Source organism: Streptomyces sp. NPDC050560 (assembly GCF_044457285.1).
In the GTDB taxonomy this organism is placed as follows: domain Bacteria; phylum Actinomycetota; class Actinomycetes; order Streptomycetales; family Streptomycetaceae; genus Streptomyces.
The window spans coordinates 278,742-294,683 of record NZ_JBITGT010000004.1 but is presented as its reverse complement, the minus strand read 5'-3'; the positions used below and the strand labels follow the sequence as shown (position 1 = coordinate 294,683).

The following is a 15,942-nucleotide window of genomic DNA, read 5'->3' as shown; positions in this document are numbered from 1 at the left end:
CAAGAGAGCACGGCTAGGGCGCTCCTAGGCCATGTCCACAATGGCCGCCCTGTGCGAAGCATTGACAAAACCCGTACTCGATTGAAAACTCACACCGTCGGGCCGGATTTACTCAACTGGGCTACTTAAAATATTGCGCAAATGAACGCAAGAAAGCGTCAGTTGTGATTCGTCGGGAGCCTGAGCCAGATGCGCCCGGATGGCCCGCGTACGCGCGACCGCACGCTCTGTCCACCCCACAGAACAGAGGACCCCATGAAGTGGAAGCACGTCAGACGGCTGCTCGGTGCGGGTGTGCCCGTCGCCGGGCTGCTGGTGGCGGGGCTGCTGCCCGCCTCCGCCGCCTCCGCCGCGCCGGTGGCCGGCCACGCCGCCGCGCGTTCCGCGCTCTCGCCCGCCGCCGGGCGCGGCGCCGATCTGCCGTTCACCGAGTACGAGTTGGAGGACGGCGACTACACCGGCACCCTGCTCGAAGCCGACGCCAAGCGGACCTTCGGGCATACCGACTTCGCCAGCGAGTCGTCAGGCCGCAAGTCGGTGCGGCTCGACAGCCAGGGCCAGTACGCCGAGTTCACCTCCACGGTGCCCACCAACTCCATCGTGGTCCGCAACTCCATCCCCGATGCGCCCCAGGGCGGCGGCACCCAGGCCACCATCAGCCTCTACGCGGACGGGGAGTTCGTGCAGAAGCTGGACCTCGACTCCTCGCACAGTTGGCTGTACGGGAACACGGACGAGCCGGAGGGCCTGACCAACACCCCGCAGGCCGACGCCCGCCGCCTCTTCGACGAGTCGCACGCGCTGCTCGGCAGGGACTTCCCCGCCGGTACCACCTTCCGCCTCCAGCGCGACCAGGACGACGGCGCCGCGTTCTACGTCCTCGACCTCGTCGACCTCGAACAGGTCGCACCGCCGACCGAGAAGCCCGCCGAGTGCACCTCCATCGAGGAGTACGGTGCCGTGCCCGACGACGGCGAGGACGACACCGCGGCGCTCCAGGCCGCCGTCACCGCCGACCAGAACGGCGAGATCGACTGTGTATGGATACCGCCGGGCCAGTGGCGCCAGGAGCAGAAGATCCTCACCGACGACCCGCAGGACCGCGGCCAGTACAACCAGGTCGGCATCAGCGACGTCGACATCCGCGGCGCCGGGATGTGGCACTCCCAGCTCTACAGCACCATCGAGCCGCAGGACGCGGGCGGCATCAACCACCCGCACGAGGGCAACTTCGGTTTCGACATCGACGACAACGTCCAGATCTCCGACATCGCCATCTTCGGCTCGGGCAAGATCCGCGGCGCCCCGGACGGCTCGGAGGGCGGCGTCGGGCTCAACGGCCGCTTCGGCAAGAACACAAAGATCAGCAACGTCTGGATCGAGCACTCCAACGTCGGCGTCTGGGTGGGCCGCGACTACGACAACATCCCCGACCTGTGGGGCCCCGCCGACGGGCTCCAGTTCAGCGGGATGCGGGTGCGCGACACCTACGCGGACGGCATCAACTTCACCGACAGCACCCGCAATTCGTCGGTGGCCAACTCCTCCTTCCGCACCACGGGCGACGACTCGCTGGCCGTCTGGTCCAACAAGTTCGTCAAGGACCAGTCCCAGGACATCGGGCACGACAACACGTTCAAGAACAACACCGTGCAACTCCCATGGCGGGCCAACGGCATTGCCGTGTACGGGGGTTACGGCAACTCCATCGAGAACAACGCGGTCTACGACACCGCCAACTACCCCGGCATCATGCTGGCCACGGACCACGACCCGGAGCCGTTCTCCGGCGAGACGACCATCACAGGCAACGAACTGCACCGCTGCGGCGGGGCGTTCTGGGGCGAGCAGCAGGAGTTCGGTGCCATCACCGTCTTCCCGGCCAGTACGGACATCCCCGGTGTCACGATCAGCGACACCGACATCTACGACTCCACGTACGACGGCATCCAGTTCAAGTCCGGCGGCGGCAGCGTGCCGGACGCCCGGATCAGCGACGTGACCATCGACCAGTCCAACAACGGCTCCGGCATCCTCGCCCAGGGCGGCGCCCGCGGCGGCGCGACGCTGGAGAACGTGACCATCACGGGCTCGCGCGACGGCGACGTCCTCGTGGAGCCCGGCTCGCAGTTCCAGATCACGGGCGGTCCGGCGGAGTGACTCCGCCACCGTGTCAGGGCCCTGCCCCGGGAGTGAGGCCACCCCGGGGCAGGGCCTCACTCCCGGGGTCCGAGCAGCAGAGCGGCCGGGGCCCCTGCCAGGCCCTCCCTCCGCGCTGTCCACGGTCCCGGCCGCGCGGAGCGGCGTCGCGCGGCGGCCGAGTCAGCCCGCCCGGAGCTGCTGCCTGAACCAGTCCGGCATATGGGCCTCCTCGCGGGGGAAGCGCTCCTGTTCCGCGGCGAACTGGTCGGCGGGCGGGAAGTCGGCGAAGTCGGGGCGGTTGGTCCAGTCGTAGTCGACCTCGAAGCGGCCCGACGCCCTGACCAGGTAGCGCACCGAGAACCAAGTGCCCTCGCCCTCGCGGTACATGCCGTCGCGCAGCCGCTGGAACAGCCCCCAGGTCTCCACCGGGGGCTCCCACATCTGCTCCGAGCCGCCCGCGTCCTTGACGGAGACGCTGGCGTCGTTGGCGCGGCCGACGTGGCGGTACACGATGACGGCCTCAAGCCAGCTCGGTGGCAGGGTGTCGACCACGAGCGCGGTCACCTGCTCCAGCAACTCGTGCTGCGCGGGCGGGTTCAGTTCGGGCCGCTTGAACGCCATCGCTGTCATCCCCTGTCGTCGGTGGGGCCGTGGCGGCCGGGTGCGGCCGTTCATACCCGCACGGACCGTCCCGATGCCGCCGGGACCATCGCCCTGGCGGCGGCCCCGGCCTTCGTTCGTGTCTGTCGTGCTCGCCTACCCACCGGGGGCTGGGACAGGCCCCCGCCGGTCGGGGCCCCTCAGCCGAGGGCCTTCAGCCGTGCCCCGGTCGACAGCTCGCCCCGCACGTCAACCCGGGCGTCGCGGGGTGCGGCAAGCGCGAGGGTCGTGCCCTTCCCGTCCGCCTCGGCGCCGCCGCTGACGGTGATGTGTGCGACCTGGCGGGAACCGGCCGCCAGTACGTACCACTTCCCGTCCGGCGACTTCCAGTGGGTGTCCGCGAGGATGTGCTGGCCGAACCTGCTGCACAGGGCGGTGTCCTTCGCCTTCGCCACGAGCGTGCCGGGGGCCGTGGGGGAGGAGGCGGGCTGCTGGAACTGCACCAGGACCCGGCCGGGGCCGCGCCAGGTATCGGCGCGGGTGCACACCCAGGTCGCCCCGCCGCCGTCGTCGGGCAGCTTCTGCTGGGCGAAGGCCCAGTTGTTGACGGCCCTGACGCCCGCCCCCTCCAGGCCGCGCAGGGTGCACGCGGTGTGCGCCCAGCTCAGCAGGGCGGGGCCGCCGGTCGCCTCGCGCGGCGCACGCGCCGGCTGGCCCGTGCCCGGCGGCGGTGTGTAGGTGAGGTGGACGGGGGAGAGGTCGCCGAGGTCGGTCACCAGGAAGGCGTGCCGCTCCACGATCCGCTCCGACGAGCGCAGTTGCATCACCGGCCAGGACCCGCAGTCCCCGCCGCGCGCCGGGCTCGGCACGGCGTCGGTCACACCGTCGTCCGAGACATGGAGTGCGCGCGCCGGGGTGTCGGGGGCCAGGAGGTCCCGGGTGGTGGACTCGGCGACCCACGGCGCGAGCAGATAGCGGGCCCGGCCCCGGGAGCGGTCGAGGACCATGGCGGCGGCGGTGGTCACGTCGGCCTCGTCGGCGCGCGCCAGGTAGAGCGCGGGCGCGCCGCCGCCGGACAGCGGCTCCGCGTACCGTACGACCCGTACGCCGTCCTGGAAGACCACGACGGCCGACCCGTCGAGTTCGCCCGCGTAGAGGAGCTGCGGGGGCCCGGCCGGGGGCGCGGTGTCGGTGGTGGGGGCCGCCGTGACCTGGACGCCGTCGCCGGGGGCGCTCCAGACGTGCAGCGCCCGGCCGAGGAGCGCGGTGTCGTGGGTGCGGTCGCCGCGGGCGGGCCACACGGAGAAGTCGACACGGGAGGAGTCGGCCCACTCGTCCGCGGGGGCGCGCCGCAGCCGCGCGGGATCGACGGCGGCGGCACCCGGCGGGCCCGCGGTGACAGGTCCCCGGCCGTCGTCCGCGCCGCCCTCGCGGGGCAGCAGCGCGGCCAGCAGCGCCCCGGCCACGACGACGGCGGCGGCCCCGCCGAGCAGCCGCCCGCGGTGCCTGCGGCGCAACAGGTCAGTGGGGCGGGTCTGGACCGTGCACGGGTCGAACTCGGAGGTGCGCAGGAGCCTGCCGGCCCGGCCGCCCTGCGCCGAGGCGAGCCGGGCGGCGGCGCGCAGCGCGTCGTCGGGTTCCGCGACGCCCGCGCGCTCCAGGCCGTCCCGCACCTCGCGTTCCGGGAGCTCTTCGAGGACGCGGAGCGCGAGCGCGGCCCGCGCGGCGGCGGTTGCGGCCGACAGGGCCCGGTCCAGGGCGAGTTCGTCGCCCCCTCCGGCCCGCGGGAACAGTCGCAGGCCCCAGACCAGAGGCAGTAGGGGGCGGCGCGCCCGGGGCCACACCCGCCGGATCACACCGGAGTGCCGACTGTGCGCGAGGGCCGCGTCGAGCACCCGGGCCCGGGTCCAGTCGTAGGCGGGTCCGTCGCTGTCGCGCTGTCCCCGCCGCGCGGCGCCGCGGTCCGCGCGCCTGCCGGGCAGCACGCTTTGGACGAGCGCGTGGGCCGTGAGGACGCGGCGGTGACGGCCGAGGGCCGGTGGCAGGGTGAGGTAGGCGAGGCGTACGAGGCGTGGGTAGTGCTCGACGAGGGAGGCTTCCGCCTCGTCGATCCCCGGACGCGCGCTCGTGGCGGCTTCGTCGTTGTGCCGTCCGTGTGCCGACATCGCTGCCGTGCCCCCCTGCGCCCTGGTGCTTCCCGAAGCGCCGCCACGCGTGCGTCTGCCGCCCGGGGAGGCGCGCCGCCTCGCGGGGACACCCGCACCGCCCGTGGACGGGCGCCGCTGTCGCCAGGGAGAACGAGGGGTCCTTCCGGCGGTCACATCGGACGTGCGTTCGGTGGCCGCTTCGTCAACTCCCCCAAAGAGGCGGCGACTTACGCTCCCGCGAAAGCGGGGCCCGTCAACGCCGGGGCCGGCGCCTCCAGGTGTCCCACCCCCTCCGCCAACTCCCCACCGGGCGGCAGTAGAAGCACCACACGGCCCGCACCGGCCGGGGGAAAGCCGAACGGCGCCTACATGTCCGGCGCGCCAACATCTCCCGAACAGCGCCCCCTCGCCACAACAATGCGCCGGGCGGCGGCGTCACACAGGTGCAGTCATGTCCCAGCACCCCTGTCCCGAGGACCACCCATGAAGCTTCGCCGCACCCTGTCGGCCGCCGCCGCGACCGCCGCGCTCACCCCGCTTGTCCTGCTGACCGCCACCGCCGCCCACGCGGTCGGCGGCGCGGCCTCACCGTCCCCCTCGGCGCCGGTGTCCGGCCCCACCGCCGACCCGTCCCCCTCCGCGCCCGCCGACTCGGCCCCTTCCGGGGCGCCGTCGAAACCCGGCTCCGGCTCGCCGAGCGCCTCGTCGTCGGCCACCGACGCGCCTCCCTGCAACAACGGCCCCTCCTCGCTTGTGCACTTCACCCTCACGGGCATGCCCGCCACCATCGAGGCGGGCGGCGGCTGGAGCACGTTCACCATGACCGTGGCCGACACCAGCGACACGGCCGTCGGCGACGTCGAGGCGTCGGTGAACGTCAACAACGGCAGCGCCAGCGAGAACGCCGACCTGTATCTCCACTCCTACCTGGAGTACTGGGACGCCGACGGCGGCAAGTGGCTCTCCCTGAAGGACGAGGGCAAGGACGACTACCGCGAGACGGGCATCATCTACGGCTACACCAGCCTGAAGGCACACGAGTCCACCGATCTCACGTTCCGCCTGCGGATCGACTCCGAGGCCACCCTCGGCGGCGGCTACGCCATCGGAGGCGGCACCTATCTCGCCCCGGGCCAGGACTGCACCGACGGCACCACCACCCAGGCCGTGTTCAAGGTGGTCGCGCGCGGCAAGGGAGACGGCGGCTCCGGCGACGGCAGCCACACCCCCGGGCCGACCGCCGACGGCTCGGGCGGCGCCGGTTCGTCGGGCGGCGGGAACCTCGCCGACACCGGCTCGTCCTCCACCCTGCCGGTGATCGGAGGGATCGGAGCGGCGGTCGTGGTTGCCGGCGCGGGCACCATGATCGTGGTACGGCGGCGCGGGGGCGGCTCCACCGCCGTGTGATTCCCCTGCGACACGGGCCGCTTCGGTGAAATCCCGCCGGGGCGGCCCGTATTGAATGAAGTATCAACTACTCTTGCCCCGGCCGTCCCACCAGCCCCATGACGCGGGGGTGGGGGCCGGGGCGGGGACCCCGGTGTCGCCGACGAGCCGCTAGCGTGAGGAAAGGCAGCATCGCCTCGATGAGCAGTGACGACACCCTGCCGGAGGAGCCCGGCCCCGAGCGTCTGACCGCCGGACGCTACCGGCTGCTCGCCCGCCTCGGCGAGGGCGGCATGGGCACCGTCTGGCGCGCGTACGACCAGACGCTCAGGCGCGAGGTCGCCGTCAAGGAGGTGCGCACACCGGCCGGGTACTCCGAGGCCCAGGCCGAGCGGATGTACACGCGCATGGAGCGCGAGGTGTGGGCGGCCGCCCGCGTGACGCACCGCAACGTCATCACCGTCTACGACGTGGTCACGGACGAGGGCCGCCCCTGGATCGTCATGGAGCTGGTACGCGGCCGGTCGCTCGCCGACCTGGCCGCCGGGTCCGGCACGCTCGCCCCGGAGCGCGCGGCGGAGATCGGCGCCGAGGTGCTGGCGGCGCTGCGCGCGGCCGACGCGGCCGGGGTGCTGCACCGCGACGTGAAGCCCGCCAACGTGCTCATCGCCGACGACGGCCGGGTCGTGCTCACCGACTTCGGCATAGCCGTCATCGAGGGCGACTCCGCGCTCACCATGACGGGACAGGTGGTGGGCTCGCCCGAGTACGTGGCGCCGGAGCGGGCGCTCGGCCGTCCCTTCGGGCTGCCGTCCGACCTCTGGTCGCTCGGTGTGATGCTGTACGTGCTCGTCGAGGGAGGCTCGCCCTTCCGGCGGGACACCCCGCTCGGCACACTGCGGGCGGTCGTCGACGACGAGGCACCGGCGCCCCGCGGGGCGGGCGCGCTCACACCGGTCATCGAGTCGCTGCTGCACAAGGACCCGGCACGGCGCCCGGAGCCCGCCCGCCTTGAGCACGATCTACGACGCGTCGCGACCGGGGCGACACCCCCTGCCCCCGGGGCCACCGTCACACCCCCCGCCCCCGCCGTCGTCACACCACCCCAGGACCCACGGACCATCCAGGCGACACCACCGGCCCCCACCGGGTCATCCCCTACCGAGCCGTCCCCCACGCCACCGTCCCCCGTTCCTCCGGCCCCCACCCCTCCGGGCTTCGGGGCGCCGCCGCCCGGCTTCGGGACCCCGGGGTACCCGGTGGCTCCCGCGGCCGACCCGGCCGCCCCCGCCGCGCCCGGCAGGCGTCGGCGGACGGTGTTCGTCGCCGTCGGCGCGGCCCTGGCGGTCGTGGCGCTGGCCGTCACGAGTTACACGCTGCTGCGCGGGGACGACGGCGACGGCGGCCGGAAGACCGCGGGCCCCGAGGCCACCTCCCCCGCCTCCCCGGCCGCGTCCGGCGGGTCCACGCCCGTGGTGCGGGTGGCGGTGACCGGCGTCAGGACCAGCTACACCGGCCCGTGCCCGCCCGCGGACGGGGACGCGCCCGCCTTCACGGCGACGTTCACCGTGACGCGGCTGCCCGCCCAGTTCTCGTACCGGTGGGTGTCCGTGGACGGAAGGGTCACCGACCCGCGGTGGCGGACCGTGTCCTTCCCCGAGGGCGAGGGCCTCACGAGGCAGGAGACGGTCAGCCTGAACTCGTACGCGGACGAGGGCACGTTCGAGAGCCGGCTCGCCGTCGAGCTGAAGAGCCCGGTGAAGGGCAAGTCCAACGCCGTGCCGCTGACCATGACGTGCGGCTGATGCGACCACACCGAACCACAGCGCAACACACGCGAGGAGCGTCAGTGTCAACCCTCATCGTCGGTCAGACGGGTCCCTTCGCCGGCCAGAACGCGGTTCTCGGCGGCGGCCCGCTGACCTTCGGCCGCAACGGCGACAACGGGATCGTGATCGTCAGCCCCAGCGCCTCCCGGCTGCACGCGGAAATCGTGGAGGAGGACGCGGGCTTCGTCCTCTACGACCGGGGCAGCCGCAACGGCACCTTCGTCAACGGTGACCGCGTCACCCGGCACGTGCTGCGGCCCAACGACCGCATCAGGATCGGCGACGAGACCTTCCTCTACGAGTCGCCCGAGGCCATCGAGACGGTGATGGACCTCTCGCTTCTCGACTCGCCCCGGGTGGCGGCCTCCGAGAACCCCGGGGTGCTCCATGTCACCGTCTCCGGCGGGGGCCCGGTCGGACTCGCCTTCGCGCTGATGGCCCGTCAGATGATGGGTGAGAAAGTCTCCGTGACGGTCTACGACGGGCGGTGGACCAGGGACGGCGAGAAGGTCGTCTGGAAGGACGAGACCCAGGGCAACTTCCGCCGCCAGCAGGTCGTGACCGTGCAGAGCCGCCAATGGTCCGCGCTACCGGAGGAGTTGCAGACCGCGCTGTTCGACGCGGGCGAGTACACCGAGATGTGGCCCGTGGGGCCCGACTCCGTGGCGGGCCGCCCGCCGCGCAACATCCGTATCGCGTACGTCGAGGACCGCCTCCTCGAACTGGCGGACAAGACGCCCGGAATCCGGCTGGTGCCGAAGCGGTTCGACCCGGCCGAGCAGGAGGAGCGGCTGTCCCAGGCGCATGTGCTCGCCGTCTGCGAGGGCGGTCGCTCCCACACGCGCGAGTACTTCGGGGACCGCTTCGGCGCCGCCGACTCCTCGATCTACTCCCTCGACGGCGAGCACCTCCAGGACGTCGTGCTCGGCCTGCGGGTGAAGTCCGCGCTGCCCGACCCGATGGCGGTGCTGCTGACGGTCTCTCAGAACAGGTTCCTGCTCAACGCGCTGAGCGGCGAGGGCTTCCTGAACATGCGGCTCACCCGCGACGAGGCCAGGGACGTGATCGGGATCGACCCCGTACGCCAGGTCTTCGAGGAGTGCGTGGGCTCCCGCCCCTGCCTCATGGTCCGCGGCGAAGGGGACGACGAGGAAGGGGAGTTCCGCTGCGCCACCCACGGCACCCTCTTCCTGCCCGCGCTGCTGCGCAGTTCGCCGCTGTGGAGGCGGATCAGGCAGGGGCTGAAGCTGTTCGGGGTGCCGGAGAGCGACTTCACGGCCGTCACGTCGTTCCGGCTCGACATGGTGCAGCGGGTGCGGTTCACCGCGCGCCTGAGCGTGCCCACCACGACGAGCCCCGGCACGTACGGCTTCCTGCTGGGCGACGCGGCCAACGCCATCCACTTCTGGCCGGGCCGCGGCCTCAACAGCGGCCTCGCGTCCGCGCTCTCGCTCGCCCGCTCGCTGACCCGCGCGTGGAACGGGAAGCCGCTGCGCGACGCGGACTTCATCCGGCACGAGGCGGCGATGTCGATGCTCCAGTACCGGCACAAGAGCCGGGCCTGGAACGCCATGGTCACCACCGACGGGCAGGGCGAGACCCACGCCATCAGGGACATCATCGCCCGCAGCATGGAGGACGTCCCCTACGGAGGAGAGGGCGACGAGGGCGGGGCCCCGCGGTCGGACCTCGACGCGCTGACGGAACGCATGGCCGCGATACGCGACCGGCTCGCGCCCCGCCTGCCCGGCATGCCGGACGACACGGAACTCCGCGACCACCTCGCCCGGCTCGACCCCGCCACCCTCAAGACCCTTGAGCGCAGCGGCGCCTGGGACACCCTGATCGTCGGCGGCGAGGAGGCCGACATCGACATCTTCTACCAGTCCGAATCCCCGGTGTACGTCCCCCGCCCCACCGACCCACGCACCTTCACAGGCACCCCGGCGACCCCGGAGCCTGTACCCGCGAACCCGGCCTGAGCCTTCCACTCGCGCGCCACCCGGTCGGCGCGCGGACGGGCCGACCTGTGAGCCTCAGTCCACGGCGATGCCTCGATGGTCAGCCCAGGATTGTGCGGCAGTTGTCATCGCTTTGATCCACTGTTCCTCAGGATTGCGTTCCGCGAGCGAGCGCCACAGACGCACGGAGACAGCGGCGAACGTGTCGATACCGCGCGGATCGGCGTCCGCCCAGCCCCGACAGCCGTCTACCCATCCCTCCGCGTCTTGCGGACTGTGTCCCGCGCCGATCAACTGCGTGACGAGCGTGGCGGGATCGATGAACCCGGCCCCGCGTGTGGGCCAGGACCAGTCAACCGCCCAGGCATCCCGTTCTCCGAGAAGGAAGTTCGCGGGATGGATGTCCCCGTAGATCAGGGAGTCCCCCCGAAGCAGTTCCACCTCCTCGTCGCTGGTCGTGAGCCAGTCCCACCGGTCCTCGGCCCACTCTCGTGCCACTTCGGGAAGTACCAGATCGCCGATCCGGTCGAGAAGGCCGACCACCCGGGGCAGATCCCCAGAAGCCGGGGAGAAATCCGCGTGCCGACCCTCCACAAGATCAAAGCCCAGAATGACCCAGGCGTCATCTTCTGTGTCCCATAGCAGGGGAGGCGAGATTGGCCGGACGAAGGGATTGATCGCTTTCTCACGCATGAGGGATTCGCGTCGCCCTCCTGGCCTGTTGTGCATGGCCTTGATGAAGAAGCGCCCCTCGTCGGATTCCACCATCGCGGTGACATCGGAGTCGAAAGCGCGCGACGGGCGCTCTGCTCGGGCCACATCTCCCGTGTACGGATGCACGAGTGCCCAGAACTCTGGGCCGGGGAGGTTGCTCACGGTTTCAGTTCCTCGGTTGGCAGTCCGACGGTGGCGTGCCCGGCCGACAGGCCGCGTTGGGCTCACAGCGGGGGGGCGCACGGATTTTTCGGAACGCAATTCGACTGGCGGCTTGCTGTGTTGGCCGCACCGCGGATCGCAGCGGCCGCCTCACTCATTCTGTTGCCATTGAGGATAGTCGGAAGCGGAGCCTGCTGAACGTTCCCCACAGCCATCCATGTGGAGAACACGCAAGGGGACACCTGTCCGCCGGGGCCGATGGAAGCGCAACCGTCCCCGCAGCGCCCGCACAGACCGGAAGTTCCCGGGGCTGCCTCTCCCGCACCCCTTCCGTATGGCCGGATGTGATCCACTCCGATCCGCCGTACGCCGATGGCACGAAGCTCCTCTTCCGCCTCAGCCGCTCGCTTCCTGTCGTCGCCTACGATGCCGACGCGGAGCGGGGCACTGAGTTTCACCGCCCGGACGATGTTGGCTCGGGTTCGGCCATGGCTCGGCCGACGTGTCATCGCGTTGTGGTCAACAGCGTCGGCGGAGTAGTACGAGTGGCCAGTGATGCCCCCTCGTGCTGGAGAAGCCGCCACCACTCAGGGGTGATGTGTACGAGATTGCTGTAAACCTCCGTCTGAAGCCCCAGGCCCAGCGCGTGAGCGGCGATTTCCCGCCCGTGCGGGTGCATGGTGACTTCACCGCCGATGAGTTGGACGGCTGAGACTCCGGTGTCGGCGGCTTGGTCAAGCAGCATGAACCAGTCCTCTCGACTCATGCTGCCGTGGTCGCCGTCGGGACCCGACGAGTTGTAGCAGTGGGAGCATTCGAGCTGGCACTTCCTCGTGATGTCCAGCCACAGGAACTCCGTCAGGCTTTCGTCTTGCGTCTTTGGCAGTAACTCTGTGGTTGCCATGTCACGCATTCCTTTCGAGTTGGGCATTCCGAGACAACGCAAACAGTAGGTGTCGTCACTGACAGTCGCCATCCCCGGTCACCCAGGACGAGCGATGTTTGTTCGCGTGGGGCTCGGTCCCGGGGGGTTCGGGAGTTGCAGTCTTGCCCAGACCGTCTTTCCGCCGGGTGGTCTCTGTGATGCGCCCCAGTCGTCGGAGAGGGCATCCACCAGGAGCATGCCTCGTCCATGTTCGTCGCAGGGGGCCGAGCGCACCACGGGCTGTCGTTCGCCTCTCGCGTCGCTCACCTCGATCAGCAGCTCGGAGGCGTCCAGTACGAGGGCGATCCTGAAGTCACGCCCGCGTACGCGCCCGTGGAGCACGGCGTTGGAAGCCATCTCCGCGATGACCTGTCCGGCCCGATCGGTGACGCTCGGGGCCACGCCCCAGCGGTGCAGTTCGCCCACTGACAGGAGCCGGGCGAGCCGGGCGCCTCTGCGGGTCGCGGAGAGCAACTGGGTGAACATGCGTGCGGTGGTGGGGCGCTCGGGGAGGAGAGGGGTCATGCGGCCCAAGGTGACGGCTCGGGAACCCGCTCCACCAGTGACACGACATGTACGCAAAGTGAGCGTACGTACACGAAACGTGGACAGTACGGTGCGGTCGGTATGACCCTGGGTGACCCGAGTCTCGGGTACCACGCACCAACGCGCCTGGAGGTGGCCGCGTATGACGACCGAAAGTGTTGACTCCGCGACGGGGGACGATGATCGGGAGCCCGGCCCCTCCGATAGCATGCGGACTTTCGGAGCCGTCGTCCAGGCCCTGCGCGAACACGCGGGCCTGAACAGGGTCCAGTTCGGCGAACTGGTCCGCTTCTCCAAAGCTACGGTGGAGTCGGTCGAGTTGGGCAGGCGAATGCCGGCCGAGTCGTTCGTGGAGCGCGCGGAGGAGATCCTCGGCAACACCGGCGCGTTGCGGCGGGCCGCGCCATATCTGACACGGGCTACGCCTGGGATCGCGGCTTGGTTCAAGCGGTGGGCAAGGTTGGAGAGGACGGCGGTGAGCGTGTGCACGTACGAGTGCCGACTGGTTCCGGGGCTGTTGCAGACACGTGCGTACGCGAGGGTCCCCGGAGAGAACGACATCCCCCTCTGTCCGACGACGAACTGGACGCCATGGTCGAGCGCGCATGGAGCGTCAGCGGTTGCTTCAAGAGCGGCCGAACACAACGTTTGACTTCATCGTCGACGAGGGTGTCCTCCTGCGTCGATTGGGAGGCGTCGAGGTGACGCGTAAGTTGCTTGGCCAGATGCTGGAACTCGGGGCCCTTCGCAACGTGACGATCCAGATCGTGCCGGCCGATACCGAGCTGCATGCTTGTTTGTCAGGCCCCGTCAGCCTGTTGGAGACGCCGGACGGACGGAGGCTCGCGTACTCGGAGGGGCAGGAGAACGGCCGCGTGATCTCCGACCAGAAAGAAGTCAGCAGGATTCAGATGCGCTAAGGGTTGTCCCGTAATCCACGGTGGATCAGCGCGCGGCGTCAGATGCTGGGGGTACCTCCCGCGCCCTTCGGGCAGCGGGGGCGCATCGCAAGGCGGAGGGACGTCCGCATACTGGGCGTATGTGGGCGTTCCGACAACGCGGCGAGGTGCCGTAGCTGGGGGTACCTCCCGGCCGAAGGCTGGGGGAGCGTCGCGCGCCCGCCAGGGATTGCGGGAAAGCCCCTAGCTACAGCAGCGCCCAGGGCGACAACTGTGTCGAGGTAGCCGTATCCAACCGGATCGTCCACATCCGCGACTCCAAGGCCCCCTCCCGCCCCACACTGGCCGTAGGCCGCACGGGCTGGGCCCGATTCGTGGCTCACGCGTCGGACGACTGACCCTCACGCCGAGCGGCGCAGCCTCTCATGTACCCACGCGGGATCAGGGTTGACATGGGGGCGGCCAGCGACGACGACGGTCGGGACCGTTTCGTTGCCGCCGTTGGCCGCCCCCACCTCCGCCGCGCCCGCGGCATCGCGCCAGATGTCGACCCAGTGCGCCCGGCCGGCGCCGCGGCCCAGACGGAAACGCAGCCGCAGGCAGTACACGCAGCCGGGCCGCCAGTAGATGACGGGGCGGCCGTCGGCCGCGCTGCGGCGCCGCGCTTCCTCCGCGCCGATCGACCTCGGGAAGACGAGGGGTGAGTGCACGCTCGCCAGCAGCGCGAACAGCACCAGCAGCGTCACCGCCCCGCCGATCGCCCCATCGGACGCCGTCACGGCGGCGACGACCACGCCGCAGCCCATCATCAGTGCCGGTACCGTCCACGCGCGTGTCATGAGAAGCAAGGTTATCGGTGGGCCGGCCCGCCGCGGCGACATGCGGCGGACGCCGCCCCTCATGCCCCCGCGTCGTACACCTCAAGCTCCCCGATCGAGGTGAACGTCCGGGTGCCGCCCGGGGCGCCGATCACGCGTATGCCGTCCGCGGCCGTGGCGTCGAAGTCGAACGTGTACGTGTGGTGGGGGCCCGCCGAGGCGTCGGTGGGGTAGGCGGGGGTGGATGTCAGGCCGGTGGCGTCGTGCCAGGTGCCGTTCTGGCGGACCTGGACGCGGGGGGCCGAGGCGAACCAGCCGCCGTCGGGGAACATGTTGCCCGTGGTGTAGACGACGCGGTCCACCGTGTACTGGCGCGGCCAGGTGTAGCCCCACCAGCTCAGCGGCTTGTTCTCGTCGTTCCAGTCGTCCTCGTTCTGGGCGCGGTCGCCGTCGTTGTAGTACGCCGTCCGGCCGAAGTGGGTGGCGCGTTCGATGCCGGTGGTGCCGGGCTCCCCGGCCAGGTTGCGGGCCGGGTCCTGGGGGTTGGACGGGGTGGTCGGCACCGACGGCTCCAGATGCATCTTCCGCAGGGAGAAGGTGTACGCCCACTGGTCGGCGATGCCGCCGCCGCACGGGCACACATTGGACTGGAGCCACACCGACTTGCCGTCGGCGCTGATGAACTTCGAGGGGATCGTGGTGCCGTAGCCGCCGTGCTTGGTGTGGGTCCAGGGGTAGCCGCCGAAGTCCTTGGAGTCGAAGCGCTTCCACGGGCCCCAGGGCGTGGGGGACTCGTAGAACTCGAAGGTGTACTCGGTCCATGACGTGTAGAGGTAGCGGTTCAGCGGCTTGTCGTAGACGATGCCGCCCTGGCTCAGCACGGTCATGTTCTTCGCCCGGCCCGCCGTGTACACGTCCTGGTAGACATGGCGGTCGTCGTGCAGGACCGGGGTGCGCTTCGCGATGTCGGAGGACCAGGCGGGCTCGCCGGCCGCGTCGGTGCCCGACGCGAACTGCCACGCCGACCTGTCCATGACCTGGTCCCTCGGCACCCGGGCCAGAAAGAGGTCCACCGGGTCGGGCACGCTGTCGTCGAAGCTGTCGCGCCAGTTGTGGTCGAGGCCGTACGCGTACACATAGCCGTCGGGCGCGTTCTCGTAGCCCTTGCCGTAGTCGAGGAACATCACGGTGGTGAAGACGCCGTCGCCGAACATGGGGGCCGAGTGGTCCCAGGTCCAGGTGCGGCCGTGGTCGGTCGACTTGGCGATGGTCGCGGCGGGGGCGTCGTTGAAGTCCAGGGCCAGGTCCTGCACCGCGAGGTAGAGCGTGCCGTCGACGCAGGCCATGCCGGTGGGCTTGCGGGTGTGGTCGGCCGACCAGACCTGGCCCACCCGGTCGCCGCTCACGAGTGAGGTGCCGGTGAGGCTGCCGGGGGTGCCGGAGATCTGGGCGACGCCGATGTCGGCGAAGTCGCCGTCACCGCCGAAGCCGATGCCGTCGCCGTAGGCGCCGTAGACGTTGTCGTCGTCCGACCAGCAGTTGGGCCACAGGTCGCCGTGGTTGCGGTCGTCGCCGACCGCGGGGGCGCCGACGGTGGCGCCCGGGTCGATGCCGACCGTGGAGAAGAACGTGCTGTCCGGCGGCGACGACGCGACCGCGGGGTCCGCCGCCCGCGCCGGTCCCGGCAGCAGCAGCGAGGCCAGGGCGAGCAGGGCGGCCAGCAGGCAGCAGCCGAGCGTGCGCCGAGATGACAGGCGTGGGGCGACCGTGCGCATGGGGGCTCCTCGGTCCGGTCGGAAGACGTGGAAACCTG

General features: G+C 70.9%; 13 protein-coding genes and 1 pseudogene. 6 read left to right on the top strand and 8 right to left on the bottom strand.

The window, feature by feature from the left end; genetic code table 11:
• Positions 1-255 precede the first annotated feature (255 nt).
• Entirely contained in the window at positions 256-2,160 is a 1,905-nt protein-coding gene (locus ACIBIW_RS11105; RefSeq protein ID WP_399334407.1) for a right-handed parallel beta-helix repeat-containing protein, read from the top strand.
• Positions 2,161-2,322: 162 nt separating this feature from the next.
• On the opposite strand, the gene ACIBIW_RS11100 is transcribed toward ACIBIW_RS11105, so the two are convergent.
• On the bottom strand, positions 2,323-2,763 hold the full coding sequence (locus ACIBIW_RS11100) for a hypothetical protein (protein WP_399334405.1): 441 nt from the start codon (positions 2,761-2,763) through the stop codon (positions 2,323-2,325).
• Positions 2,764-2,942: 179 nt separating this feature from the next.
• Positions 2,943-4,907 carry a hypothetical protein gene (locus ACIBIW_RS11095; RefSeq protein WP_399334403.1) on the bottom strand — a complete coding sequence of 655 codons (1,965 nt, stop codon included), beginning with the start codon at positions 4,905-4,907 and terminating at the stop codon, positions 2,943-2,945.
• A gap of 465 nt (positions 4,908-5,372) precedes the next feature.
• Between ACIBIW_RS11095 and ACIBIW_RS11090 the strand changes: the two genes are divergently transcribed.
• From ACIBIW_RS11090 to ACIBIW_RS11080, 3 genes are all read left to right on the top strand, one after another.
• On the top strand, positions 5,373-6,296 hold the full coding sequence (locus ACIBIW_RS11090; protein WP_399334400.1) for an LAETG motif-containing sortase-dependent surface protein: 924 nt from the start codon (positions 5,373-5,375) through the stop codon (positions 6,294-6,296).
• A 179-nt stretch (positions 6,297-6,475) separates the two neighbouring features.
• Positions 6,476-8,080, top strand: coding sequence for a serine/threonine-protein kinase (locus ACIBIW_RS11085; RefSeq protein ID WP_399334398.1), 1,605 nt, complete (start codon positions 6,476-6,478; stop codon positions 8,078-8,080).
• Between the two features lie 44 nt (positions 8,081-8,124).
• Entirely contained in the window at positions 8,125-10,086 is a 1,962-nt protein-coding gene (locus ACIBIW_RS11080) for an FHA domain-containing protein (RefSeq protein ID WP_399334396.1), read from the top strand.
• Positions 10,087-10,140: 54 nt separating this feature from the next.
• Here the strand turns inward: ACIBIW_RS11080 and ACIBIW_RS11075 are convergent, their stop codons facing one another.
• From ACIBIW_RS11075 to ACIBIW_RS11060, 4 genes are all read right to left on the bottom strand, one after another.
• Entirely contained in the window at positions 10,141-10,941 is an 801-nt protein-coding gene (locus tag ACIBIW_RS11075; protein WP_399334394.1) for a protein kinase, read from the bottom strand.
• Positions 10,942-11,003: 62 nt separating this feature from the next.
• Positions 11,004-11,450 carry an SPASM domain-containing protein gene (locus tag ACIBIW_RS11070; protein WP_399334392.1) on the bottom strand — a complete coding sequence of 149 codons (447 nt, stop codon included), beginning with the start codon at positions 11,448-11,450 and terminating at the stop codon, positions 11,004-11,006.
• On the bottom strand, positions 11,447-11,845 hold the full coding sequence (locus ACIBIW_RS11065; protein ID WP_399334390.1) for a radical SAM protein: 399 nt from the start codon (positions 11,843-11,845) through the stop codon (positions 11,447-11,449). The genes ACIBIW_RS11070 and ACIBIW_RS11065 overlap by 4 nt, the downstream gene beginning before the upstream one ends.
• Positions 11,846-11,923: 78 nt before the next feature.
• A complete protein-coding gene (locus ACIBIW_RS11060) occupies positions 11,924-12,391 on the bottom strand; it encodes an ATP-binding protein (protein WP_399334388.1) in 468 nt (155 codons plus the stop codon).
• A 163-nt stretch (positions 12,392-12,554) separates the two neighbouring features.
• Here ACIBIW_RS11060 and ACIBIW_RS11055 point away from each other — a divergent pair.
• Positions 12,555-13,329, top strand: a pseudogene (locus ACIBIW_RS11055) (helix-turn-helix domain-containing protein); the annotation flags it as partial.
• 158 nt (positions 13,330-13,487) lie between these two features.
• Positions 13,488-13,709, top strand: a complete 222-nt coding sequence (locus ACIBIW_RS11050; RefSeq protein WP_399334860.1) for a DUF397 domain-containing protein — start codon at positions 13,488-13,490, stop codon at positions 13,707-13,709.
• A gap of 3 nt (positions 13,710-13,712) precedes the next feature.
• On the opposite strand, the gene ACIBIW_RS11045 is transcribed toward ACIBIW_RS11050, so the two are convergent.
• Positions 13,713-14,150, bottom strand: a complete 438-nt coding sequence (locus ACIBIW_RS11045) for a glutaredoxin domain-containing protein (protein WP_399334386.1) — start codon at positions 14,148-14,150, stop codon at positions 13,713-13,715.
• A gap of 59 nt (positions 14,151-14,209) precedes the next feature.
• The gene (locus ACIBIW_RS11040; protein ID WP_399334385.1) at positions 14,210-15,904 is read right to left on the bottom strand and encodes a hypothetical protein; all 1,695 of its coding nucleotides are present in this window, start codon (positions 15,902-15,904) and stop codon (positions 14,210-14,212) included.
• Positions 15,905-15,942 lie beyond the last annotated feature (38 nt).

Bases quoted from the DNA above. Each gene is read 5' to 3' on its own strand.
- ACIBIW_RS11040 (WP_399334385.1), bottom strand. From the start codon at position 15,904: ATGCGCACGGTCGCCCCACGCCTGTCATCTCGGCGCACGCTCGGCTGC.
- ACIBIW_RS11045 (WP_399334386.1), bottom strand. From the start codon at position 14,150: ATGACACGCGCGTGGACGGTACCGGCACTGATGATGGGCTGCGGCGTG.
- ACIBIW_RS11095 (WP_399334403.1), bottom strand. From the start codon at position 4,907: ATGTCGGCACACGGACGGCACAACGACGAAGCCGCCACGAGCGCGCGT.
- ACIBIW_RS11070 (WP_399334392.1), bottom strand. From the start codon at position 11,450: ATGACACGTCGGCCGAGCCATGGCCGAACCCGAGCCAACATCGTCCGG.
- ACIBIW_RS11085 (WP_399334398.1), top strand. From the start codon at position 6,476: ATGAGCAGTGACGACACCCTGCCGGAGGAGCCCGGCCCCGAGCGTCTG.
- ACIBIW_RS11090 (WP_399334400.1), top strand. From the start codon at position 5,373: ATGAAGCTTCGCCGCACCCTGTCGGCCGCCGCCGCGACCGCCGCGCTC.
- ACIBIW_RS11100 (WP_399334405.1), bottom strand. From the start codon at position 2,763: ATGGCGTTCAAGCGGCCCGAACTGAACCCGCCCGCGCAGCACGAGTTG.
- ACIBIW_RS11060 (WP_399334388.1), bottom strand. From the start codon at position 12,391: ATGACCCCTCTCCTCCCCGAGCGCCCCACCACCGCACGCATGTTCACC.
- ACIBIW_RS11065 (WP_399334390.1), bottom strand. From the start codon at position 11,845: ATGGCAACCACAGAGTTACTGCCAAAGACGCAAGACGAAAGCCTGACG.
- ACIBIW_RS11105 (WP_399334407.1), top strand. From the start codon at position 256: ATGAAGTGGAAGCACGTCAGACGGCTGCTCGGTGCGGGTGTGCCCGTC.